Here is a 23084-nt window from a genome sequence, read left to right on the forward strand (position 1 = left end):
GGAGGAAATCTTATGGAGCATCGTAAGCAATTACGAAAATATATTCAACGTGCTAAGAAGAGTTTAACAGTAGAAAGAAGTATTCCAATTGCACAGTACGGCTTGTTTTTGGCATTGCTTTCGAGTGCTTCCCTCTTCCTTGTTTCAAGACTCTTTATTTGGCCGTATTATCGCCAAACGGCTCTTGCCACCTTTATAGTTGTCATCCTAGCAACCGTGCTATTTATATGGTGGAAGCGTGTAAAGGAAAAGGCAGCATTGCATACACTGGATGATTATTTTTCTCACAATGAGCTAGTGACAGCCTTATCGCTCGAGGATGATCAGGACCCACTCGTGCAATCTTTACTAACGAAAGCAGTAGAAAACGTTGAAAAGGCGTTTGCTGATTTTAAAGCTCGAAAGAAAAATCTGTTCCGGCCAAAAGCATTGATTGGACTATTTGGAACAGCTGTCGTACTAGCGATTCTTTATATGTTCCCAGCAGCTACACAAATGGAAGCAATTGAAGTGGAAAAAGAAAAAGCTGTTATTGAGGACGTTAAGAAGGAAGTTGCTAAATTAGAGAAAACAGCAGAAACAAAAGAAGTGAAAGAGCAATTAAAAGAATTGCAAAATACGTTAAAAGAGGCAGAAACAGCAGAAGAAGCATTGCGTGAAGTCGTGAAAAAGCAAAAGGAGCTTACTTTAAAGGAACAACAATTAAAAGATAAGCAAACGGCTAGTAAGGACGGTGCTTCTGACGAGAAAGGCTTATCGAAGGAAGAAGTGGAGCAATTGAAAGAGCTTGCCCAAATGCAGCAGGAGCTAACGGAAAATGCAAATGCTACTCAAACAGCTATGAGCAAGCTTGGGAAACCCGCAAGTAATACGCTACAAAATGCTATAGCGAGTGCCAATAGTGCAAATAACAATCAGCAAAACAATGCTAATTCAAATCAAAATCAACATGCAACAGCGAATTCACAGCCGAGCAATCAGCAAAGTCAAACAGGACAACAAGGCCAACCTAATTCCCAAAACGGTTCTCAACAGGCTAGTGGTAAAGGTCAGGGACAAGGATCGAGTCAAAGCAATCAACAAGGACAAGGTAATGGTCAAGGGAACGGACAAGGTCAGGGCAACGGCAATGGAAATGGAAATGGAAATGGAAATGGAAACGGTGCAGGAACAGGACAGGGCGGCCGCGATTTATTAACAACACCGAAACGAATTGGTGGCTCTAGTCAGACTTCAGTTGATGGTGGAGCATTAGGAGATGGCTCACATGTTTCAGAGCAACAAGGAAATGGTCCGATTACTAAAGGTTCTATCCGTCCGTATGAGGAAGTAATAGGCTCCTATAAAGATAGCTATTTAGAAAGCTCAGAGCGTTTACAATTACCGAAGGATTTACAAAATGTCGTGCAATCTTATTTCACGTCAATTGAGTCTCAGTAGGAGGAAAAGGAATGGCATTTACAGAGCAGCAATATGTTGAAATGAGTACGAAATTACAACAAGTAAAAGAAGAAATCCATCGCTTTATTGTCGGACAAGAGGAAGCAATTGATTATACATTATACGCAGTCCTTGCTGATGGGCATGCATTATTAGAGGGCCTACCAGGTTTAGGGAAAACGATGTTAATCCGTACAATTTCTGAAGTACTAGATTTATCATTTTCGCGAATTCAATTTACACCAGATTTAATGCCAGCGGATATTACAGGGACAAGTATGATTGAGCGCACACCTGATGGCAAGCAGCAGTTTACGTTCCAGCCAGGGCCGATTTTTAGCCAAATGGTATTAGCGGATGAGATTAACCGAGCAACACCAAAAACACAAAGTGCACTGCTTGAAGCAATGGGTGAAAAAACTGTAACAATTTTAGGAGATACAAAGAAGATGGCAAGACCATTTTTCGTGTTAGCAACACAAAACCCGATTGAAATGGAAGGAACGTATCCTTTGCCAGAAGCACAAATGGACCGTTTCCTATGTAAAATTCTTGTGCCGTATCCTGAGAAAAGTGAGCTAATGGAAATTATGAAGCGTACAACAGGCGCTAAGGAAATTGATTTACAAAAGATCATGGATACAGAAGCACTGATTGAAGCGCAGCAAATGGTCAAGGAAGTACTAGTTGCTGATGAAATGCTCGAATTTGCGACGGACCTTGTAGTGGCTACACATCCTGAGAGAGTCGATGCTATTGATGAGGTCAGGCAATATGCCATGTACGGTAGCGGCCCTCGAGGTTTACAAAGCTTAATCAAATTAGCGAAGGCAAGGGCGCTTATGAATGGACGTTTCCACGTTTCTGTAGCGGATATTAAATCTGTGACTAAGCCAGTGTTACGCCATCGTATGCTGTTGAATTATGAAGGGGAGGCTTCAGGTAAAACAGCAGACGATGTAATTGATGTCATTTTAGAAAAAGTACAGCAAGGTGTTAGCAGGTGACACAAAAATTATTATTGCCCGAGGATTGGTTAGCGAAAATCAGTCGCTTCCAAGTGGCAACGGCCTCCAAATTACGTGGGCAGCACAAGGGCTCGCACCGTTCGCAACGCTTCGGAGCATCGCTCGATTTTTCAGATTTTCGTGAATATCATTTAGGTGATGATGTACGTCAGGTGGATTGGAATGTCTTTGCAAGAACTGATAAATACTTTATTAAACGTTTTTTAGATGAACAAGAGATGCGTGTACACATTTTGCTAGATACAACGAAATCGATGGGCGATCAAGCAAAATGGACTTTTGCCCGGCAAATTGTTGCCTCACTTGGCCTAATGGTGCTTGGCCGCGATGATCGCTTATCATTTTCTTTTCTACAGGAAGAAGTGAAGCCACCGTTTCGTCGTAAAGGTGCCATGTATCGTCGCGCCTTTTTACAGGTGGTCACAGAAATTGAACAAGCAACTTATACAAATAGCTTCGCACAGGGAGCTTTCAAAGCATTGCCTAAAGATAGTACAGTATTATTTATTGTCACAGACGGACTTGAGCCGATCGAGGAATGGGAGCAACTTTTAAAAAGGCTACCACGCTTTGCAGGGGATGTACGTATTTTGCAAATAGTTACGCAAGAAGAACTATCACCAGAATATACGGGTGATGTGCGCTTACTTGATCGTGAAACGGGCAGAGATGTAAATGTTACGATGTCTTCTAAAGTTTTGGACACATATTTAGCTAGACGTTTATTACATGAAGAGGAATTTGAGGCAATTTGTCGGCGCTTCGGTGTTCGACAATTACAGCTTAAAGTAGAAGATGGATTACAGCATGCTATCTTCCAACAATTATTAAAAGCACATTGGATTAGGTGAGGTGAGCCGTATTGGGCTTTAGTCAAATACTTTTTAGCTGGACGGCCATCATCCCGGTCATTGTCCTTCTATATTATTTCTTTCGAAAAAAATATACCGATCAAACCGTATCCTCCACACTTTTTTGGTCGGAAATAATGCAAGAAACACGTGTATCACCATACTTAAAACATCTACAAAAAAATGCACTGCTTTATTTACAACTGCTAGCTCTTCTTTTACTTGTACTGGCATTAATGAATCCGTACGTTAAAAAGTCGACGATTGTTGGCGCGCAGACGATTTTCATCGTAGATACGTCTGCAACAATGTTAGCAGGGAAAGAGCAATCAACATTTGATACACATAAAAAAGAAATGCTGTCATTGGTCAATGAGCTTGATGGAAGACCCGTGACACTCATTACAACAGGCAATACGCCAAAAGCTATATTACAGCAAGAAACAAATACAAAAAATATAGAAAAAGCCATACATGAATTACACGTAACATATGAAACCGCTCAAATGAATAAAGCTTTAGATGTGGCACAGGCTTTTGTCGGTAATACACCAACATCTATTTATGTCTTTACAGATTCGCTCGATAAAAAGCAATTACCGATGGAAAAAGATACGGTGAAGTGGATCGTAAAAGGGTCTGCAAAGGACTTAACAAATATCGCAATTACACGTTTTGCTGCTACTACAGATGGACAATCTGCTATGGCGCTTGTACAGTTACAAAATGATACGGACAAAGAGCAAAATATAACACTTTCGATAGAAAATGTTAAAGGTAAGGAGATCGTTACGGAGAGTGTTGCATTACCTCCAAATGAAGCCGTAACAAAAACATTTAAAGACCTACCATTAGAAGATACTATGACTGCCAAGATAGATGCTAAGGACGATTACGCTGTTGATAATTCACAAACGGTATTGCTACAAACAGCGACTTCAAAAGTAGCTGTCGATCAAAGTATGCATCAACTCATTCAAAAAGGTTTGCAAACGATTAATAGTAGTAATGTGAAAATAGTTCCTTCCTCACAAGTGGCTGACATTCAGGATGCCACAGTGGTGACAAATCAGACGGCACTACTCGGAAAGATGGACAAGCCAATAGTTTTATTTGGACGGGATGACGTTGAGAAGGTTGAAGCTACTGGGGAAGTCGGAACAACAAGTGATGCATTGTTTGCATTTAGTGAGCTAAAAGATATTTACGTCAGTGCTATATATCCTGAATTCGACGACTATAAAACGATTGCATCAGTTGGAGACCAGCCATTTATTCAGCGTTCACCTAAAGGAGATATTGTCGTATTAGCTGATATTGCAGATACAGATTGGCCATTACATCCTTCATTCCCATTATTTTTATGGAGTGCTGAACAGGAGCTTTCAGAATCACTTGGTTCACTTGGTATTTTTACACCAAATGAGCAACGTGCAGTTGCTTTAGCACAAGGTGATTGGAGTATATATTCGCAGGAAGATGAGTTTTTATCGTCCATTACTAATGGTCTATTAACTGCACCAATGAAGCCAGGAATTTATAGAGCTCGCTCAAAAGATGAAGAAAAGCGCTTCATCGTACAGCTTCAAGCGCAGGAGCGTGTAATTGAAAAAGGGACTAGCTATACGCTTGGAGAGCTTCCGGACAATGGTAAGAAAGAAATCTCGAAAACCTCGTTCGTACCTTGGCTGATCCTTATGATTTTAGTATTACTTGTTTTAGAGTGGGAGGTGCAACGACGTCGTGGATTTACGAATTGATATGCCATTAGCATTGTTGCTTTTACTTCCATTGCTTATGTATTTTGGATGGACCTATTGGCGTGAACGTCAGCGACTAAAAAAAAGTCATATCGTCGTACTAGGTATTCGTATTGTGGCAATAGGCTGTTTGGTTTTTGCACTTGCTGAGCCCTATATTTTATTGCCTGTAAAGGAAGAACAAGTATTATTCTTAGTTGACCGTTCTGCTTCAATGAATGGTACAGATGATAAGATGGCCAATTTTATGGCGGAAAGTTTACAGTCGAAAAAAGATGAACAGCTTGCAGGGATTTATTCTTTTTCATCGACATTACAAACGGAAGCCATTTTATCGAAGTCTTTAAAGGAAGTGCCGAAGTTTACAGCTATAAAAGCAACAGATCAAACAAATATTGAACAGAGCCTACAGCTCGCTTCAGGTATTGTAGATCCGAAAAAAGCAACACGACTTGTGCTCTTAACGGATGGCAATGAAACAAAAGGAGATGCCTTAGAATTTGCATCGAAGTTTAAAGGGTCAAATATTAGTGTTGATGTAGTGCCGTTTAACCAACCTGTAGCTAAGGATGTATCCATGAAAAGCTTTGTCACACCACAAGTTGCCTATGTAGGTGAGCAGCAGCAGTTAGTCGCTGAAATAAATGCGACCGTAGCAGAACGAGGTGAGCTATTATTATACGAAAACGATAAGCTTATTCATCGTGAGGCAGTGGAGCTTGCAGAAGGGTCAAATATTTTTACATATAAACATTCAGCAACGGCTGAAGGACTTGTAAAATATGAGGCACTCGTGCAGGTCGAACAGGATGCCATTTTTGAAAATAATAAATTAACAAGCGTCACGATGGTGCAAAGTGAACCGCATTTACTAATTGTTAATGGCTATAATACGGCCTCACCTATTGCAGCAGCGCTTGGCAAACAATCAATTTCCTATGATGTCGTAGATGCTAAAAGTTTACCAAATGAACTTTCTAGTTATTTACAATACAATGCCATCATTTTTGATAATGTGCCAGGGCATTTAGTAGGCGAGGCAAAAATGAATGTCATTGAGCAGGCAGTGAAAAATTTTGGTGTCGGTTTTACAATGGTCGGTGGCGAAAATAGCTTTGGCCTAGGAGGCTATTTTAAAACACCAATCGAAACTTTACTACCTGTTGAAATGGAGATTAAAGGTAAGGAACAATTACCGTCATTAGGGCTTGTTATTGTCCTTGACCGCTCTGGAAGTATGTCTGGAGCAAAGCTAGAGCTCGCTAAGGAGGCAGCCGCTCGTTCAGTTGAAATGCTACGAGATGAAGATACGCTCGGATTTATTGCCTTTGATGATCGACCTTGGGAAATTATTGAGACAGGACCACTTGGCAAGAAGGAAGAAGCAGTAGATACGATTTTATCTGTAACGCCGGGTGGTGGTACCGAAATATATGGATCACTTGCTAAAGCTTATGAAAATTTAGCTGATTTAAAGCTACAGCGTAAACATATTATTTTATTAACGGATGGACAGTCACAGCCAGGTAACTATGAAGATTTAATTGCACAAGGAAAAGAAAATGGTACGACTCTTTCAACGGTTGCAATTGGTCAAGATGCAGACGCCAACTTACTTGAAGCGCTCAGTGAGATGGGCAGTGGGCGTTTCTACGATGTTATTGATGAGCAGACAATTCCCTCTATTTTATCTCGTGAAACTGCCATGATTTCACGAACATATATTGAGGACAACCCATTCTATCCAACTATATATAATGCATCTGGCTGGAATACGTTATTTGCAAATGGTGTACCTAAAATGAACGCTTATATCGGTACGACCGCAAAGCAGGGAGCTACTGTTATTGCAGAAAGTGGAAAGGAAGATCCAGTACTAGCAGAGTGGCAATATGGCCTTGGCAAAACATTCGCCTTTACTTCTGATTCGACAGGAAAATGGACAGGAGACTGGGCAAGATGGCAAAATTGGGGCACATTTTGGCAAACGCTTATTTCAAAAATGCTACCAAGCTATAACGACGTTGCCTACGATGTACGTCTAGAATCAGACGGCTCATTTGTCATCACTGACCCAACAAATGAAGCGGCGTTCTTAGATATTGTCGCTGTCAACGAAGCGGGTGAAGAACTTGAAACCCAGCTTGAAACAATTTCAGCATCACAAATTCGAGCCGTCGTACAAGCAGAACCAGGACTTATCTTCTTCCGCATTGCCGATGAACAACAGGCTATTTACCAGGCAGGCTTAAGTGTACCTTATAGTGCTGAGTATGAATTACGCCCAGTAAATGATAAGCTAGTCGAAGAACTAACAAAGCAAACAGACGGCTCCGTTTTAAAAGAACCGAGCGAAGTATTCCGTGAATTTACTAAAAAAGGTGCGGAACGCCAAAATATTGCAACATGGCTTTTATTAGCAGGGATGCTGCTATTCTTCATTGATATTACCATTCGACGCTTTGGTTGGAGCTTCCTAACAAGACCAAAGAAAAAAGAACAGCGTGTAGAGGAAAAACCAATACATGCAGAGGACACAAATGTTGCCCAGCTATTAAAGGGCATGAAAAAACGACCTTAAAAAATTTAAAACGATGGTGCATCGCTCTTAGAGATGTGCCATCGTTTTTTGTCATTCTCACAAAAAACTTGTAAACAATACATATTAATGTAATAATTGATGATAGTAATAAAATATTACTATTATTTTTAAGTACTACATATTTGGGGGATCAGACATGACCACTATAATGAATTCATTTGGTTTTCTAAGTTTTAAATTAGCAGAGGCTTTAGAGGAAAATCTCGAGCAATATATTAGTGAAAAATTTCAAATGAAATCCAGAGAAGTCGGGATCATGATGGCGGTAAAAGAAAAAAAACTTAGCCAAATTCAAATAGGACAGATGCTAAAGTTGGATAAAAACAGTGTCCGCTTTTTTATCGATGATCTAGAAAGAAGAGATTATGTTTATAGGGAGAAAAATCAAGAAAATAGAAGAGAGAATTTAATAGGCCTTACGGAGCAGGGTGAAAATTTGGTAGAACAATTAATGAAGACCCTTGCAATTTCTGAGAATGAAGTTTTAAACGTACTTTCATTGGAAGAAAAAGAGCAATTGAAAAACATTTTGACAAAAGTATATGAAAATCGTGAATAGGGTTTAACTTTTTTCAGCAACCTGCTGAAAGAAGTTAAAGCCTCCGGATGCAATTATGCCGAGGCATAATTGATAACCTTATCAATAAAAAAGAAAGAGTGATGAGAAATGAAAGCTGTAGAGGTTATGAAGGAGTATTTAAGAAGAGCACAAGAAGAGGGCCAAGATTTATCCGATATGTATGCAGATCATGGAGAATTGAAAAATTTTAAAGGGGAAGTTTTTAAAGGAAGAAAAGAAATACAGAACTTTTACATGTCACCTATGCCGAAAGGCTTTAAATTAACGATCCAAAATATTGAAGGCGATGATATAGAATGTAGCGCAATTGTTTCAACAACTTGGGATGGTTTACCAAACCCAGTGATTCTGGAAGAGAAGCTGATTCTTGAAAATGAAAAAATAAAATCATTTATGATGAATCCAAAATAAAAGGAGAAGGTAGCTATGTCATTAAATCCTAATAAAAATCCTCTTCCTACGCCTGAAAGAGACACGAAATATTGGATTGGCGTAGTATCTCTTAATCATGTTCAAAAAGGGGTTGAGGGAGGATTCGGCCAGTTATGTCATGGTAAAGAGAGACCTTTGAAACGAATGCAAAAAGGAGATTGGATCATTTATTATTCTCCTAAAAACAGTCTAGATGGTAACGAGCCTGTAAGAGCATTTACCGCAATTGGAAGGATAAAGGACGAGCGAATATACGAGTTCCAAATGGCAGAAAATTTTATTCCTTTTAGAAGAGATATAGACTTTTATAAAGAGGCAAAGGCTGTACCAATAAAAAGGATCTTAGATTATTTAGAATTTGTAGAAGATACATCGAAATATGGCTATAAATTCAGGTTTGGTCATTTTGAAATAAGTAAAAAAGATTTTTTATTAATTGCTCATGAAATGGGATTACCATTGAAGTATGGATGAATTTGGTTGGACAAAAAACGTTACTTTCTTAATTAATTATCATTAAGAAGTAACGTTTTTAAATATTATTTAAGCAGAGTGTTTAGGTTAGTTACAAATACAGTCTTACGCAAATTGCTAGCAATGACAATGCCTAACATAGCACCAATAGTACTTGAGGTTAAAAAGGCTGGCATGAAAAATAAAGAAGCAACGGATGTTCCCATTACTAAATGCGCGTAAGGTACTGCAATGAGAGAGGCAATAATACCTGTTCCAAACATTTCACCGACACCTGCTAGCCATTGCTTGCCGCTGTATTTATAGGCAAGAGCTGCACATAAAGCACCAATGACACTGCCAGGTATAGCTAATAATGAGCCTGTGCCTGTTAAAATACGAATAATAGCTGTGACAAAGGCGACCATAACAGTAGGCACTGGTCCAAGAATGATAGCGCCAATAACATTTATAGCATGCTGTACAGGATAGGCACGCGCAATTCCCATTGGTATGGATACGAAGGTAGAACCTGCTACGGCAATTGCTACTAATAAGGCCATGATTGTTAATTTTCGAATTGACATAATCTCCACTCCTTTTTAGTATTTTAGTGAATTGCTGATAAACCAGACAAAAAAGCCGCTTCCTTAAAACAATAGGAAGCGGCCTTGCATTTAATAGTAAAAAGCAAGTGTCGACACTTCCCTCCGCTAGTGTGAACTAGATCAGGTTCAAAGGGTCCGTATATGATAATATACGTCTCAGCCTTTTAAAGACTCCCCTAGTGGTAATTAATAGAACTTTTGGTTTTTCACATATTAATGTAGCATACTACTAAAAATAGTCAATAACTTTTCAGACTATTTAGTATCAGGATGCATAAGATGTGGTGCTTTTTTCATTGTCCAAATAAGGGCAAGGAAGAAACAAGCCATTAAAATAATAGACCCGAATATATAAGGACTGTTCATATTCCAATCGAATAATATACCTGCTAAAGCTGGACCAATCATATTACCAAGACTCATATAAGCATTGTTTAGACCAGCTGCATAGCCCTGTTCATTCTCAGCAAGCTTTGAAATCAATGTGTTGACAGCTGGGCGAATCAATGTCGTAGCTGTAGAGAAGATTGTCGCTACAATTAAAATAAGTGCAAAACCAGATGCGAATAATATTAAGAAAATCGAAACGGCTGCAATAAATAAATTGACTAACACTACTTTCATTTCGCCGAAGCGATTAAACAGCGGTGTAATAACAAACATCTGTACAACAACACCAAAAGCGCCGCCCATAACTAAAATAATAGCGATATCAGTAGGTGTGTAATTAAACTTCTCTGTCACAAATAATGATAATGTTGTTTGGAAGTTAGCAATCCCAAAAGAGAATACAAGCATGATGATTAGCATGACAAAATAAGGCATTCGGACTGAACGGGCCATCTGTTTTGCAAGATTATCCTGCTTCTGCGCTTTTTTCGCAGTGTTTGGTTTTGTAGCAGGTAATAAAAAGAACGATAAAATAGCTGCTAAGATAGCTGCACATCCAGCAGTATAGAATGGAAAATGCAAACTAACTTTTGAGAGGAATCCACCGATACCTGGTCCGATCATGAAACCCAAGGACATTGCTGCCCCTAGCATACCCATACCTTTTCCTCGTTCCTCATACGTTGTGACATCTGCCACAAAAGCCATTATAGGAGGAGCTACAAATGCAGAACCAAGACCACCTAAAAAGCGTGCCAAGAAGAGCATCCATACATCTGTAGAAAGCCCGAAACCAATTTGTGCAAGTCCTGTTACGATAAGACCGAAAATAATGAGATTTTTTCGACCGTATTGATCCGAAAGATTCCCAGCGATTGGAGAAAATACGAATTGTGCAAAGGCGAACGTTGCAATCAACATACCAAGTACTTGTCCTGCAGCACCAAATAGTTTTAAATAATCAGGCATGACAGGAATAATAATTCCGATACTCCCCATTGCGATAAACATATTAAACATTAAAATATACAAAGCCGCCTTGTTAGACTTCTGCTGGGTCATCGAATACCCCTTTCTTTAATCAAATATACTACAGTCTACCACAAGGTTTGTACGTTTACTATTGACTATAAGTCTGAGATTTACTAGTAAAGTTATAGGGATTCTTTTATTTAACATAAATACGACCTGCTAGTTTTTCCACAGAAGTTTACCTCCAGCTAAACGAAAAAAGCTGTTCTCAACGTTTGTAACGTGAGAACAGCTATAAGTGGGTTAAAATGGTTTATCGAATACTCATTTTAAATTCTAAAAACAGCTCATTGTATTTGCCTAAGTAATCAGGGCCTAAGTTCGTATAAACTTCCAATGTTTTGCGTTGTTCTTCTGAAGGATAGAAGCGCTGATCAGATACAACTTCCTTATCCATTAACTTCATCGCTGCAGTATTAGGGGTAGAGTAGCCTACATAATCAGCGTTTTTAGCACCTGATTCAGCTTTTAGCATAAAATTAATGAAGGCATGTGCACCGTCTATATTTTTTGACGTTTTTGGGATGACCATATTGTCAAACCATAAGTTTGAGCCTTCCTTTGGTACAGCAAAGTCTAAATCTTCATTTTCCGACAACATGTCAGCTGCTTGACCAGACCAAGTGAGTGCTACAGTAGCTTCATTATTAACCATCAGCGGTGTAATTTCATCTCCAATAATGGCTTTAACATTTGGCGCTAATGTGATTAGTTTATCAGTAGCTTTACGTAGCTCCTGGTTATTTAAAGAGTTGAGTGAGTAGCCAAGACTGTTTAAGCCCATGCCAATTACCTCACGTGCACCGTCTACTAAAAAGACTTTACGTTTTAATGAAGGATCCCATAAGTCCTTCCAAGATGAGAAGTCTAGGTTTCCAACGAGCTTTGGATTATAGACAATACCGACTGTTCCCCAGAAATATGGAACAGAATATTTATTGTCGTCATCAAATGGTAAATCTAAAAAATAAGGATCGATATTTTTTAAATTAGGGATTTTCGTTTTATCTAAAGGAATAAGTAAGTTTTCTTCCTTCATTTTTTCAATCATATATTCAGAAGGGACTGCAATATCGTAAGCCGTACCACCTTGTTGAATTTTTGTCATCATTGCTTCATTTGAATCAAATGTCTCATAAATGACGTGAATGCCTGTTTCTTTTTCAAATTGCTTTAGTAAATCCGGGTCAATATATTCTCCCCAGTTAAAGATAGTTAACGTATCTTTACCACTTTTCCCACCACCAGCACTTAGGGCGTCAGCAGCATAGAATAAAAGGGCGGAAACGACAAGTATGGCGATTGTTGCTTGAATTAATTGCTTCATTGAGTTCCCCCCGTTCTTTTACTAGCGCGGCTTGTAATGAAGTAATAGCCAACTACGACGATAACCGTTACAAAGAATACTAAACCAGATATAGCGTTAACCGTTAAGGAAATACCGGCACGTGCCATCGAGTAAATTTCAACAGATAATGTACTGAAGCCGTTACCTGTCACGAAAAACGTTACCGCAAAATCATCTAGAGAATACGTTAAGGCAAGGAAGAACCCCGCAAAAATACCAGGTTGAATATACGGTAAAATAACACGCATCAAGACATCTTTTTTCGTTGCTCCCAAATCTAATGCAGCATCGATTAATGATTTATTCATTTCTAATAGTTTCGGTAAGACCATCAGTACAACAATTGGGACACTGAACGCTACATGTGCTATTAACACAGAAGTAAATCCTAATTTAATACCAATCATTGTGAATAAAATTAAGAAGCTTGCACCAATAATGACATCCGGGCTAACAATTAACACATTGTTTAAAGAAAGTAGTGTATTGCGCATTTTTGAATCTTTAACAGTGACAATGCCAATAGCTCCTAGTGTCCCAATGATTGTAGAAATCAATGCAGAGAGTAATGCGACGATAACTGTATTAATTAGAATTACGAGTAGACGTGAATCCTCAAATACGGCTATATAATGTTCTAACGTAAAAGACTCAAAATTATTCATTGATCCGCCACTATTGAACGAATAGAAGATTAAATAGAAGATAGGTGCATACAAAACGATAAAAACAATCGCTAAATACACTCTTGCTGTAGCAGATAGTTTTTTCATCGTACGCGACCTCCTTTATCCTTTTTCTGTCCTGTAATTAACATAACGATGACCATGAATAAAATTAAGAAAACAGCAATTGTTGAACCCATTCCCCAGTTTTGGGTTACAAGGAATTGTTGTTCAATAGCTGTACCCAGTGTAATAACACGATTTCCTGCAATTAAACGAGTGATCATGAAGAGTGATAATGCAGGAATAAATACAACTTGAATACCTGATTTAACACCGTCCATTGTTAAAGGCAATATAACGCGACGGAATGTAGTAAAGGCAGATGCCCCCAAATCACGTGCGGCATAAACAAGAGCCGGATTTAAACGATCCAATGAGTTGAAAATCGGTAAAATCATAAATGGAATAAAAATATAAACGGATACGAACACAAAGCTAATGTCAGTGAATAGCATTTGCTTCGGATCAAAACCAAATACTTCGATAAATGCATTTAATGGACCGTACAAGCCGAAAATCCCAATAAAGGCATATGTTTTTAACAAAAGATTAATCCAAGAAGGAATAATAATTAGTAAAAGCCAAAGCTGTTTATGTTTCGTCTTCGTTAAAAAATAGGCTGTTGGATACGAAACAAGTAACGTAAAGAACGTAATTAAAAACGCATACCAGAATGAACTTAATGTCATTTTTAAATAGACAGAAGAAAAGAATGCTTTATAGTTATCGAGCGTGAAATTGCCATGTATATCTAGTAGGGAATAGTAAACAACGAGTGCAATCGGCGCGATAACGAAAAACGCAATCCATAAAACATATGGAAATAAGGCTGATTTCGAAGTCTTAGTTTGCATCTTCGTCGTCTCCATACGCCTCTAAACGTTTGTCGAATTCTTCTTCTGTTTCATTTAAGCGCATTACATGAATTGCTTCTGGATCAAAGTCTAAACCAATTTCTGTCCCTACCTCAGCTTTTTTCAATGAATGCACGAGCCATTCATTCCCATCTTTGTCGTACGTAGATAATTCATAATGCACCCCACGGAACAATTGAGTATCAACTTTAACGACAAGCTTGCCTTTATCGATTGTTGTCATTTCTAAATCCTCTGGGCGAATGACAATATCGATTTTTTCGTTTGGCTTCATACCTTGGTCAACACATTCAAAAACTTTACCAGCAAATTCTACATTGAAATCTTCAATCATCACGCCAGGAACAATATTTGATTCACCAATAAAATCAGCAACGAAGCGGTTAATTGGCTCATCATAAATATCTACCGGTGTACCAGATTGTTGAATTTCACCTTCACTTAAGACAAAGATTTCATCACTCATGGCAAGTGCTTCTTCTTGATCGTGTGTGACAAATACAAATGTTTTTCCAAGTCGTTGTTGTAACTCACGTAACTCATATTGCATTTCTGTACGTAGCTTTAAATCTAAAGCTGAAAGAGGTTCATCAAGTAAAATTACTTCAGGATCGTTCACAATCGCACGAGCAATTGCAACACGTTGACGTTGGCCACCAGACATTTCAGAAATTTCACGATTGCCATAGCCTGCTAAGTTAACGAATTTTAATGCTTCAACAACACGGTTTTTAATTTCACTTTCAGGAAGCTTTTTTATACGAAGCCCAAATGCGACGTTTTCAAAGACGTTTAAATGAGGAAACAAAGCATAATCTTGAAAAACAGTATTTACTTGGCGTTCATTTGCTGGCACTGAGTTGATTTTTTTATTATGAAAATAGATATTTCCTGTTGTTGGTTCTGTGAATCCAGCGATCATACGTAAAATAGTTGTTTTACCACAACCGGACGGACCTAGTAGTGTATAGAATTTTCCCTTTTCTAGCTCCAGGTTAATGTTTTTTAAGACGACCGTGCCGTCATTATAGGACTTTGAAACGTTTTCAAAGCGGATAATCGAATTCGTTGTCATAGATGCGCCTCCTTAAGCTATAAATATGAATCCGTTGCGACAAGTAAAATTTTGGTTTCATCAGCATGTGCATTAAAAATTTGATGATGATCTGTCGCTTCAAAATAGAGAGCATTGCCTTCACTCGCTATGTACTGTTCATCTCCTAAAACGAGACGAATACGCCCTTCGACAACATAAATAAATGTTTCTGAAAGGGAGGGTTCAAACTGCTTAAATTCACCATCAGCAGCAAGTGTTAAGAAAATGGGCTCCATTTCTTTTTCATTTGATGTAGGAATCAGCCACTGAATTTCATATTTCTTTTCTTCATCTGTATAAGTGGATTGATCTTCCTCTGTATATACAACCTTTTGTTCAGGTGCTCCATCATCGAAAAATTCCTTAGGTGTTGACCCTAAAACTTCTAATAGTGAAAATAGTGTTTCAATGGAAGGTGAATTTAGATCACGTTCTAATTGTGAAATATACCCTTTACTTAAATCTGTACGTTCTCCAAGCTCCTCTTGGGTAAGACCTTTTTTTAAACGAAGCGCTTTGATTTTTGCTCCTATTTGCATCTTTTCCCTCCTAGAAGAAGTTTAGCAATCATAAACTTTTGAAATACGAAGTTTACTTTAACGAAACTTTTAGTTTACTAAAACCATTACAATTATACATAATAATAAAGAATTTGCAATCATTTTTAATGAAAAAAAAGTAGATGAAATTTTTAGAAATTATACATAAATTTTGTGTAGAAAAATTTCGTTTAAACTAGAATAAAATTGTTAAAAGTAGCTAATAAATAGGCTGTAGCAGCTATTCCATTTGGTGATTTGACGAAAATTTGTCAGATAATTAAAAGTGTGCACTTTTGTGAAGTTTACTTGTTTGAAAAACTACGATTACTCTGCTATCGTAGAAGACGAGTTCGCTGGTGCGAATGGAATATATACACTACATATATAATCGGAGGGATTTATAATGGCAGAACGCATGGTAGGTAAACAAGCACCTGACTTTACAATGGAAGCGGTACTTGCAGACAAATCATTTGGCAAAGTATCATTAGAAGACATTAAAGCACAAGACAAATGGACAGTACTTTTCTTCTATCCAATGGACTTCACTTTCGTATGTCCAACAGAAATCACTGCAATGAGCGATCGTTACGATGAGTTCGAAGACTTAGATGCAGAAGTAATCGGTGTTTCTACTGATACAATCCACACTCACTTAGCTTGGATTAACACTGACCGCACTAAAAACGGTCTTGGTGAGTTAAAATACCCATTAGCAGCGGATACAAATCACCAAATTTCAAAAGAATATGGCGTATTAATTGAAGAAGAAGGTATCGCACTACGCGGCTTATTCATCATCAACCCAGAAGGCGAATTAAAATACCAAACAGTATTCGATAACAACATCGGCCGTGATGTAGACGAAACTTTACGTGTACTTCAAGCTTTACAAACTGGTGGTCTTTGCCCAGCAAACTGGCGTCCAGGTCAAGCAACTCTATAATTTAGAGTTTTAGATCATTCAACAAATAAAGAGTCCCCACAGTAAGTTTGTGGGGATTTTTTTAAACTTGATATATAAAGGAGAATGTTTTATGAAACTTCGTGAACAAATGCCTGAACTTGTAGGCGCAACAACTTGGTTAAATGGTGAAGTAACAAAAGCGGATTTAGTAGGCGAAAAACCAACGTTAATTCACTTCTGGTCAGTTAGTTGTCATTTATGTAAAGAGGCAATGCCGGATGTCAACAATTTCCGTGACCAATACAAAGATGAGTTAAACGTTATTGCCGTGCATATGCCACGTTCTGAGGAAGATACAAACTTAGAAACGATCAAATCGGTAGCAGCAGAGCATGACATTGTTCAACCAATCTTTGTTGATAGCGAATTAAAGCTTACAGATGCATTTGAAAACCAATACGTACCTGCATATTTTGTGTTCGATAAAGATGGTCAACTTCGTCACATGCAAGCTGGTGGCAGCGGTATGAAAATGTTGGAAAAACGTGTAAATCGTGTTTTAGATGAAATGCGTAACGCATAAAATAACAGATTAAGAGGCGAGGGATATTTTCCCTCGTCTTTTTTATGGAAAACGGGATTATTTTGGAGCTCGGCAAATGTGACTTACCCTGAGCGAATAAGGAATCGAGTTGATTGAAACAAGAGCAAGCGGATGGAGAAGTAACCCGAGCGAAAAAGAGGTTGACCTGATCACTTCCTCGAGCAACCCGAGCAGTTTTGGGTTAACCTGATCACTTCCTAGGCAACCCGAGCAGTTTAGTCTCTCACCCGATTAAATCCTGACGACAACCGAGCAAAAAAAGCCACTAAGCAGAACGGTCCTGTCCAATGATTGTCTTTTATTGACGAATAGTCTCTTGTTTTGACGATACATATAGCAGAGAATGCGTTACAATAATGGTATAGTAGTTTTCGGAGGGATTTATAATGATGAAAAAAGAGTTTGCTGTCATTGGACTTGGACGTTTTGGAGGAAGCATTTGCCGCGAACTAATGAGTCAAGGTGCACAAGTTATGGCGATCGATCATTCCTCAGAGCGGGTGGACGAGTTTGCTTCCATTGCCACACAGGCCGTTATCGCAGATTCGACGGATGAATCGGTATTAAATTCATTAGGTATTCGTAATTTTGAGCATGTGATCGTAGCGATTGGTGAAGATATTCAGGCTAGTATTTTGACGACTATTATTTTAAAAGAAATAGGCGTTCAGCAGATTACTGTAAAGGCACAGAATGATTACCATGAAAAAGTTCTGCGTAAAATTGGTGCAGATTTTGTCGTGCATCCTGAGCGTGATATGGGGATACGCATTGCCAATAATATGCTGTCTAATACAGTGCTTGATTATTTGGAGCTTTCTGATGAACATTCAATTATGGAGCTTAAGGCCAATGATGTGATTGCAGGCTACTCCATTATGGATTTAGATATTCGTGCAAAGTATGGGATTAATATTGTAGGTCTTAAGCGTGGTTCAGATATCATCGTATCTCCGCAGGCGAGTGATAAAATTTTGCTAGGAGATATTATGCTTGTCATTGGGGCTGATGTAGATATTAATCGCTTTGTTAAAAAGGTATTGAATGGGTAATGAAAATGAATAAACGAAGATGGAAACTAGTTATATTTGCTGCAATTATTCTGATTATCGCTTTTACATTGCAGTTTCGCGAAAAAAATGAGGAAGAGGCTATTTCTCACATTTTAGATCATGCAGCAGAAATTGATGCAATTGAGCTATTTAAAGGAGAGCAATCTTTATTTAAAGCAACAGGTCAGGATGCAACTGCCTATATTGAAAACTATCCTCTAAGCCATGTTAAGAAATTAAGCAAAAAAGAGCGATCTATATTTGAAGAAAAACCACTCTATCATATTGTCTACGAAATAAAAGGAGAGCCTTTATATGAGGTGGATATTTTAAAGGTCGCTATTAGCTCTGAGCTAAATGAGGAATTACAGCAGATGGTTTTTAATGTTGGAGATCAGCAATATTTGAACTATTGGGCAAAAGAGAAAAAAGCACTTGAGCAATCAACAAATACGCAACGTTTGCTTGAACAATATGTTAAATAAAAAGGGTAGTGAAACAGCAACAAGCTGTCATCACTACCCTTTAAGAAACTATAGATTTTTAACTTAACGTTTTTATTTCTAGGACACTATCGTAGTTTTTCCCTGAAGTGCACGTTCGTGCATCTCCACATCAAACTCTTTTTCAGATTTCGATACGACTACACAAGCTACACCGTTACCAATTAAATTTGTTACGGCACGTGCCTCAGACATGAATCGGTCAACACCAATTAGTAGCGCGATCCCTTCGACTGGAATCATTGGGAAAGCAGCAAGTGTCGCTGCTAATGTAATAAAACCAGAACCTGTTACCCCAGCGGCTCCTTTAGATGTAATCATTAAAATCCCAAGCAGTGTAATGATTTGAATCCACGTCAATTCCATTCCGTATGCTTGTGCAATAAATAAGGCAGCCATGGATAGGTAGATGGAAGTTCCATCAAGATTGAAGGAATAACCGGTTGGTACTACTAATCCAACCACTTGCTTAGAGCAACCATAGTTCTCCAATTTACGCATCATAGATGGCAAGGCAGATTCAGATGATGAAGTACCAATGACTAAGAAAATTTCATCCTTAATATAAGCGATAAATTTAAAAATACTAAAGCCGAAGAATTTTGCAATTGTGCCTAAAACAAAGACTACGAATAAGAACATTGTAATATAGACGGCAGCCATTAATAGACCTAAGTTGGCCAAAGATTTTAAACCAAAATTACCAATCGTATAGGCCATTGCACCAAATGCACCTATTGGAGAAATTTTCATCACCATACTTACGATTTTGAAGAAAATTTCTGCCACTTGTTCAAAAAATGTAATGACAGGTTTCGCAGGTGCGCCAATAGAAGCAGCTGCTAAGCCGAACAATATTGCAGAGAATAACACAGGAAGTAATTGCCCCGCTGCAAGTGCACCTACAACGTTTTCAGGAATGATGCTAGAGATGAAAGCGCCTATACCTTGCTCACTTTCTGCAGCAGCAGTTGTATATTTTGAGATATCAGCTTCGGAAGCACCTGATGTATCTAATCCAGTACCAGGACTAACGATTATTGCAACAGCAATACCGATTGCTAAGGCAATGGTAGAGACAATTTCGAAATACAGTAACGCCTTTCCTCCGATTTTTCCAACCTTTTTCATATCCCCCATACTACCGATTCCGATTACAACTGTTAAGAAGATAATAGGGGCGATTAACATTTTAATTAGCTTGATGAATAAGTCTGCCAGGATTTTAAGGCTGGCACCAAACTCAGGGAAGATGGCTCCAACAATAACCCCCAAAATGATCGCAGCTATAACCTGAACAGTCAAATTTTTCAGTAATTTCATTTTATGCTACCTCTTTTCTAAAATTTTCTCTTTGATATCGTTTTCACTAGAATTATCATAGCGAATCCTTTTGAAAAAAAGAGGTTTAGAAAATAAGAAACATATCGTTCATTAAGTACATTCATCAATATTTTAAGTGAAACGTAGTGTTTTTAATAGTTTAAGCTGTTATGATACTGTTTGATGAATTTACTATTGTTATAATACAAAAGTAATTAGTGATAGAAAATTTTGTTTTATACCAATTTTTCGTAATATTGTTCATTAAGTTCATGACTTTCTCCTATTTATGTCAACTAAAAGTGTTGTCAAAAGATTTTTTTGAAGATAATCTTAAAAGCATATCATTTGTAGAAGTGAGCCGAGTTACATCCCACTGATAAGATTATGCCGAGGCATAAATGATTAGTGCAAATGCAGATTTGGAAAGGGGGAGGATTTCGAATGATGAAAATGCCTGTAAACGGCAAAATACTGTTAGTGACATTTTTAATCATTGCATTCTCCTTTTTACTTGGGGGCATTTTTGTACTTGGTAACCTCTTAACGGAGCAAGAAAAGGAGTTTGGTCAGCGTGCTATGCTCGTTGCGCGGACTGTATCAAATGTGCCAGAAATCAGTATACATTTGAAAGATGACAATATTAAAGAAGCGGCGAAAAATGTCAATAAAATTGTAGATGGAATTCGTGTTGTTAATAAAGCAGAGTATATTGTTGTGATGAATAAGAATCGTATTAAACTATCTCACCCAGTCAGTAAAGAAATAGGGAAACGTAGTGAATCACAGGATTTAAATGCTGCCTTTAGTGAGCATTATTATGTATCGAAGGCGCAAGGGGAAGCCGGTGTAATGATTCGAGCGTTTGTCCCTATTATTGATGAGAAAAAGGAACAAGTAGGCATTGTCGTTGTAGGGTATTCACTACCAACTTTTATAGAAATGCTGCAAAATTATGAGCATGAAATTTTTATCACTATTCTTATATCGCTTGTTTTTAGTATTTGGGGGGCATATACACTTGGCCGACATATTAAAAAGCAAATGTTTGGGCTTGAACCCCATGAGATTGCGAAGATGTATGTGGAACGAACAGAAACGTTCAATGCTATGCATGAAGGCATTATAGCGGTCGATAAAGAAATGAATATTACAATTTTTAATGAAAAAGCAGCTGATATATTAGGTGTTACTAGAAAGATAGAGGATTGTATCGGGGAAAATATTTATGATGTTTTGCCTGACACACGATTGCCAGAAATTGTTGAAACAGCAAATCCTGTATACGATCAAGAGCTTTACATCAATCATCATAGTATTTTGAGTAATCGTGTCCCGATTATTGTAAATGGTGAGTTAGTCGGAGCAGTTGCCATGTTTAAAGATTTAACCGCGGTGAAAAAGCTTGCAGAAGAGGTAACAGGGGTTAAAGCTTTTGTTCAAGCGCTGCGTGTACAAACACATGAGCATAAAAATAAGCTTCATACGATTGCAGGACTACTGCAATTGGGACATACAAAGCAAGCACTTGAATACGTTACAGCTACTACCGAAAATGAAGCTTCTTTAACGAAGTTTTTGAATGAACGCTTTCATAATGAAAATATTTCAGGATTATTGCTAAGTAAAGTTAGCTACGGCAAGGAATTAGGCATACAAGTAGAAATCGATCGAAAAAGTCATTTTAAACGCTTTCCACCATTATTAGATCACCACGATTTTGTTGTCTTGTTAGGAAATTTAATTGAAAATGCCTTTGAAGCGCTAAATGTGCTGTCAAAGGATGATAAATATGTAGCGATTTCTGTAGATGAACATGATGGTGTGTTAGCAATTGCTGTTTCTGATAATGGAATTGGGATGTCAGAAGAGGTGCAAGCTCGTATGTTTGAAAATGGATTTTCTACAAAGGCAAATGAGAATCGCGGTATTGGCTTGCATTTAATACATGAAATTGTAAGAAAAGGTAATGGTGATATTGAGGTAGTGAGTGAGTTTATGAAGGGGACAAGTTTCTTAATCTTATTGGAGTTAGGAGAAGAGTAGATGGATGTAATAAATGTGTTATTAATTGAGGACGATCCGATGGTACGAGAAGTGAACAGGCAATTTATTGAGCAAATCAAAGGATTTTCGCTAATAGGCTATGCTAGTAATGGGATAGAAGGGATTGAGAGGATTAAACAATTAAACCCGGAGCTTGTCTTTATGGATATTTTTATGCCTGAGCAGGATGGTATCACTACGCTAGGGAAAATTCGTGAAGAACATCTCCCGGTTGATGTTATTGCTGTAACAGCTGCGAATGATATGCCTACTGTGCAGCGAATTTTACACCTAGGCGTCTATGATTATATTATGAAACCTTTTACGTTTGAACGAATTGAGCAAACTTTAAAGAATTATCAAACATATAAAAAGGAAATAAGCGGTATGCAAGATCTAACACAGCATGATGTGGATCATCTAATGCAGCAACGTATCCTTGAGCAAGAAGCTGTTCCTCCGATCGTGGAGACAATTTTAATAGAAGAGCTACCAAAGGGTTTTAACCGAGCAACATTAGACAAAGTGCTTGCCTATATTCAAGAAAGAAGCGAAGCGGTCTCGGCAGAGGAAGTGTCTACATACATTGGAACAGCGCGTGTAACGGCTCGACGTTACTTAGACTTTTTAGAAAAACAAAATTTATTAAAGGTGGATATACAATATGGAAGTGTGGGACGTCCTATCCATCGATATTATATTTAACATCTTTCAGTGAGTGACCAAACACCCGCTGAAGCACTGCGCTTTCGCACAAAAAACATCTGCAGGCCTAAGCACAAAGCCGATTCCGGACGTAATTATGCCGAGGTAAATTGATTCTGCATCGGTTGTCTTATAAAGCTGTTTAATACATCTTTTATAGGGCAAACCTTTTTATTATA

At 38.0% G+C, this 23084-nt stretch carries 22 protein-coding genes and 1 riboswitch; of the genes, 14 read left to right on the forward strand and 8 right to left on the reverse strand.

The window, feature by feature from the left end; genetic code table 11:
• Positions 1–12 precede the first annotated feature (12 nt).
• From ACFCYJ_RS07465 to ACFCYJ_RS07500, 8 genes are all read left to right on the forward strand, one after another.
• Positions 13–1440, forward strand: coding sequence for a hypothetical protein (locus ACFCYJ_RS07465; RefSeq protein ID WP_376072777.1), 1428 nt, complete (start codon positions 13–15; stop codon positions 1438–1440).
• Positions 1441–1451: 11 nt separating this feature from the next.
• A complete protein-coding gene (locus ACFCYJ_RS07470; protein WP_376072780.1) occupies positions 1452–2447 on the forward strand; it encodes an AAA family ATPase in 996 nt (331 codons plus the stop codon).
• On the forward strand, positions 2444–3319 hold the full coding sequence (locus tag ACFCYJ_RS07475; RefSeq protein ID WP_376072783.1) for a DUF58 domain-containing protein: 876 nt from the start codon (positions 2444–2446) through the stop codon (positions 3317–3319). The genes ACFCYJ_RS07470 and ACFCYJ_RS07475 overlap by 4 nt, the downstream gene beginning before the upstream one ends.
• 11 nt (positions 3320–3330) lie before the next feature.
• Positions 3331–5079 (forward strand): vWA domain-containing protein, encoded by a 1749-nt coding sequence (locus ACFCYJ_RS07480; protein WP_376072786.1) that lies wholly within the window; start codon positions 3331–3333, stop codon positions 5077–5079.
• Positions 5063–7660, forward strand: a complete 2598-nt coding sequence (locus ACFCYJ_RS07485; protein ID WP_376072789.1) for a VWA domain-containing protein — start codon at positions 5063–5065, stop codon at positions 7658–7660. The genes ACFCYJ_RS07480 and ACFCYJ_RS07485 overlap by 17 nt, the downstream gene beginning before the upstream one ends.
• Before the next feature lie 169 nt (positions 7661–7829).
• The gene (locus tag ACFCYJ_RS07490) at positions 7830–8240 is read left to right on the forward strand and encodes a MarR family winged helix-turn-helix transcriptional regulator (protein WP_376072792.1); all 411 of its coding nucleotides are present in this window, start codon (positions 7830–7832) and stop codon (positions 8238–8240) included.
• A 108-nt stretch (positions 8241–8348) separates the two neighbouring features.
• A complete protein-coding gene (locus tag ACFCYJ_RS07495) occupies positions 8349–8672 on the forward strand; it encodes a hypothetical protein (protein ID WP_376072795.1) in 324 nt (107 codons plus the stop codon).
• 15 nt (positions 8673–8687) lie between these two features.
• Complete coding sequence (locus ACFCYJ_RS07500) at positions 8688–9167, forward strand: EVE domain-containing protein (RefSeq protein WP_376072798.1); 480 nt, start codon at positions 8688–8690, stop codon at positions 9165–9167.
• Between the two features lie 65 nt (positions 9168–9232).
• Here the strand turns inward: ACFCYJ_RS07500 and thiW are convergent, their stop codons facing one another.
• The 7 genes from thiW to ACFCYJ_RS07535 all read right to left on the reverse strand — a co-directional run bounded on the left by thiW (position 9233) and on the right by ACFCYJ_RS07535 (position 15762).
• Positions 9233–9733, reverse strand: a complete 501-nt coding sequence (thiW, locus tag ACFCYJ_RS07505) for an energy coupling factor transporter S component ThiW (protein WP_376072801.1) — start codon at positions 9731–9733, stop codon at positions 9233–9235.
• A gap of 101 nt (positions 9734–9834) precedes the next feature.
• Positions 9835–9942, reverse strand: a riboswitch (TPP riboswitch).
• A 67-nt stretch (positions 9943–10009) separates the two neighbouring features.
• On the reverse strand, positions 10010–11206 hold the full coding sequence (locus ACFCYJ_RS07510; protein WP_376072804.1) for an MFS transporter: 1197 nt from the start codon (positions 11204–11206) through the stop codon (positions 10010–10012).
• Between the two features lie 223 nt (positions 11207–11429).
• The gene (locus ACFCYJ_RS07515; RefSeq protein WP_376072807.1) at positions 11430–12503 is read right to left on the reverse strand and encodes an ABC transporter substrate-binding protein; all 1074 of its coding nucleotides are present in this window, start codon (positions 12501–12503) and stop codon (positions 11430–11432) included.
• Positions 12500–13297 carry an ABC transporter permease gene (locus tag ACFCYJ_RS07520; protein WP_376072810.1) on the reverse strand — a complete coding sequence of 266 codons (798 nt, stop codon included), beginning with the start codon at positions 13295–13297 and terminating at the stop codon, positions 12500–12502. Before ACFCYJ_RS07520 ends, ACFCYJ_RS07515 begins: the two co-directional genes overlap by 4 nt.
• Positions 13294–14106 carry an ABC transporter permease gene (locus ACFCYJ_RS07525; RefSeq protein WP_376072813.1) on the reverse strand — a complete coding sequence of 271 codons (813 nt, stop codon included), beginning with the start codon at positions 14104–14106 and terminating at the stop codon, positions 13294–13296. The genes ACFCYJ_RS07520 and ACFCYJ_RS07525 overlap by 4 nt, the downstream gene beginning before the upstream one ends.
• On the reverse strand, positions 14096–15202 hold the full coding sequence (locus ACFCYJ_RS07530; protein ID WP_376072816.1) for an ABC transporter ATP-binding protein: 1107 nt from the start codon (positions 15200–15202) through the stop codon (positions 14096–14098). Before ACFCYJ_RS07530 ends, ACFCYJ_RS07525 begins: the two co-directional genes overlap by 11 nt.
• A gap of 17 nt (positions 15203–15219) precedes the next feature.
• Complete coding sequence (locus ACFCYJ_RS07535; protein ID WP_079559677.1) at positions 15220–15762, reverse strand: helix-turn-helix domain-containing protein; 543 nt, start codon at positions 15760–15762, stop codon at positions 15220–15222.
• Between the two features lie 406 nt (positions 15763–16168).
• Here ACFCYJ_RS07535 and ACFCYJ_RS07540 point away from each other — a divergent pair, with 406 nt between their 5' ends.
• The 4 genes from ACFCYJ_RS07540 (at position 16169) to ACFCYJ_RS07555 (ending at position 18813) form a co-directional block, all read left to right on the forward strand.
• Positions 16169–16711: a peroxiredoxin gene (locus ACFCYJ_RS07540; protein ID WP_285397472.1), complete on the forward strand. Its 543-nt coding sequence runs from the start codon at positions 16169–16171 to the stop codon at positions 16709–16711.
• 91 nt (positions 16712–16802) lie between these two features.
• Positions 16803–17255, forward strand: coding sequence for a TlpA family protein disulfide reductase (locus ACFCYJ_RS07545; RefSeq protein ID WP_053483465.1), 453 nt, complete (start codon positions 16803–16805; stop codon positions 17253–17255).
• A gap of 410 nt (positions 17256–17665) precedes the next feature.
• Positions 17666–18328 carry a potassium channel family protein gene (locus ACFCYJ_RS07550; RefSeq protein WP_376073193.1) on the forward strand — a complete coding sequence of 221 codons (663 nt, stop codon included), beginning with the start codon at positions 17666–17668 and terminating at the stop codon, positions 18326–18328.
• Positions 18329–18333: 5 nt separating this feature from the next.
• Positions 18334–18813: a hypothetical protein gene (locus ACFCYJ_RS07555; RefSeq protein ID WP_376072821.1), complete on the forward strand. Its 480-nt coding sequence runs from the start codon at positions 18334–18336 to the stop codon at positions 18811–18813.
• Between the two features lie 78 nt (positions 18814–18891).
• On the opposite strand, the gene ACFCYJ_RS07560 is transcribed toward ACFCYJ_RS07555, so the two are convergent.
• Complete coding sequence (locus tag ACFCYJ_RS07560) at positions 18892–20154, reverse strand: dicarboxylate/amino acid:cation symporter (RefSeq protein ID WP_376072824.1); 1263 nt, start codon at positions 20152–20154, stop codon at positions 18892–18894.
• A gap of 444 nt (positions 20155–20598) precedes the next feature.
• Here ACFCYJ_RS07560 and ACFCYJ_RS07565 point away from each other — a divergent pair, with 444 nt between their 5' ends.
• A complete protein-coding gene (locus tag ACFCYJ_RS07565; RefSeq protein ID WP_376072827.1) occupies positions 20599–22200 on the forward strand; it encodes an ATP-binding protein in 1602 nt (533 codons plus the stop codon).
• Complete coding sequence (locus ACFCYJ_RS07570) at positions 22201–22905, forward strand: response regulator (protein WP_376072830.1); 705 nt, start codon at positions 22201–22203, stop codon at positions 22903–22905.
• The last annotated feature ends 179 nt before the right edge of the window (positions 22906–23084 follow it).

The sequence above is a fragment of the Lysinibacillus sp. NPDC056232 genome (assembly GCF_042267565.1).
Taxonomy (GTDB): Bacteria; Bacillota; Bacilli; order Bacillales_A; family Planococcaceae; genus Lysinibacillus.

What these genes read in the sequence shown, in the direction of transcription:
- ACFCYJ_RS07465 (WP_376072777.1), top strand. Translation starts at nt 13, where the DNA reads ATGGAGCATCGTAAGCAATTACGAAAATATATTCAACGTGCTAAGAAG.
- ACFCYJ_RS07470 (WP_376072780.1), top strand. Translation starts at nt 1,452, where the DNA reads ATGGCATTTACAGAGCAGCAATATGTTGAAATGAGTACGAAATTACAA.
- ACFCYJ_RS07490 (WP_376072792.1), top strand. Translation starts at nt 7,830, where the DNA reads ATGAATTCATTTGGTTTTCTAAGTTTTAAATTAGCAGAGGCTTTAGAG.
- ACFCYJ_RS07495 (WP_376072795.1), top strand. Translation starts at nt 8,349, where the DNA reads ATGAAAGCTGTAGAGGTTATGAAGGAGTATTTAAGAAGAGCACAAGAA.
- ACFCYJ_RS07500 (WP_376072798.1), top strand. Translation starts at nt 8,688, where the DNA reads ATGTCATTAAATCCTAATAAAAATCCTCTTCCTACGCCTGAAAGAGAC.
- thiW (WP_376072801.1), bottom strand. Translation starts at nt 9,733, where the DNA reads ATGTCAATTCGAAAATTAACAATCATGGCCTTATTAGTAGCAATTGCC.
- ACFCYJ_RS07510 (WP_376072804.1), bottom strand. Translation starts at nt 11,206, where the DNA reads ATGACCCAGCAGAAGTCTAACAAGGCGGCTTTGTATATTTTAATGTTT.
- ACFCYJ_RS07515 (WP_376072807.1), bottom strand. Translation starts at nt 12,503, where the DNA reads ATGAAGCAATTAATTCAAGCAACAATCGCCATACTTGTCGTTTCCGCC.
- ACFCYJ_RS07520 (WP_376072810.1), bottom strand. Translation starts at nt 13,297, where the DNA reads ATGAAAAAACTATCTGCTACAGCAAGAGTGTATTTAGCGATTGTTTTT.
- ACFCYJ_RS07525 (WP_376072813.1), bottom strand. Translation starts at nt 14,106, where the DNA reads ATGCAAACTAAGACTTCGAAATCAGCCTTATTTCCATATGTTTTATGG.
- ACFCYJ_RS07530 (WP_376072816.1), bottom strand. Translation starts at nt 15,202, where the DNA reads ATGACAACGAATTCGATTATCCGCTTTGAAAACGTTTCAAAGTCCTAT.
- ACFCYJ_RS07535 (WP_079559677.1), bottom strand. Translation starts at nt 15,762, where the DNA reads ATGCAAATAGGAGCAAAAATCAAAGCGCTTCGTTTAAAAAAAGGTCTT.
- ACFCYJ_RS07540 (WP_285397472.1), top strand. Translation starts at nt 16,169, where the DNA reads ATGGCAGAACGCATGGTAGGTAAACAAGCACCTGACTTTACAATGGAA.
- ACFCYJ_RS07545 (WP_053483465.1), top strand. Translation starts at nt 16,803, where the DNA reads ATGAAACTTCGTGAACAAATGCCTGAACTTGTAGGCGCAACAACTTGG.
- ACFCYJ_RS07550 (WP_376073193.1), top strand. Translation starts at nt 17,666, where the DNA reads ATGAAAAAAGAGTTTGCTGTCATTGGACTTGGACGTTTTGGAGGAAGC.
- ACFCYJ_RS07555 (WP_376072821.1), top strand. Translation starts at nt 18,334, where the DNA reads ATGAATAAACGAAGATGGAAACTAGTTATATTTGCTGCAATTATTCTG.
- ACFCYJ_RS07560 (WP_376072824.1), bottom strand. Translation starts at nt 20,154, where the DNA reads ATGAAATTACTGAAAAATTTGACTGTTCAGGTTATAGCTGCGATCATT.
- ACFCYJ_RS07565 (WP_376072827.1), top strand. Translation starts at nt 20,599, where the DNA reads ATGATGAAAATGCCTGTAAACGGCAAAATACTGTTAGTGACATTTTTA.
- ACFCYJ_RS07570 (WP_376072830.1), top strand. Translation starts at nt 22,201, where the DNA reads ATGGATGTAATAAATGTGTTATTAATTGAGGACGATCCGATGGTACGA.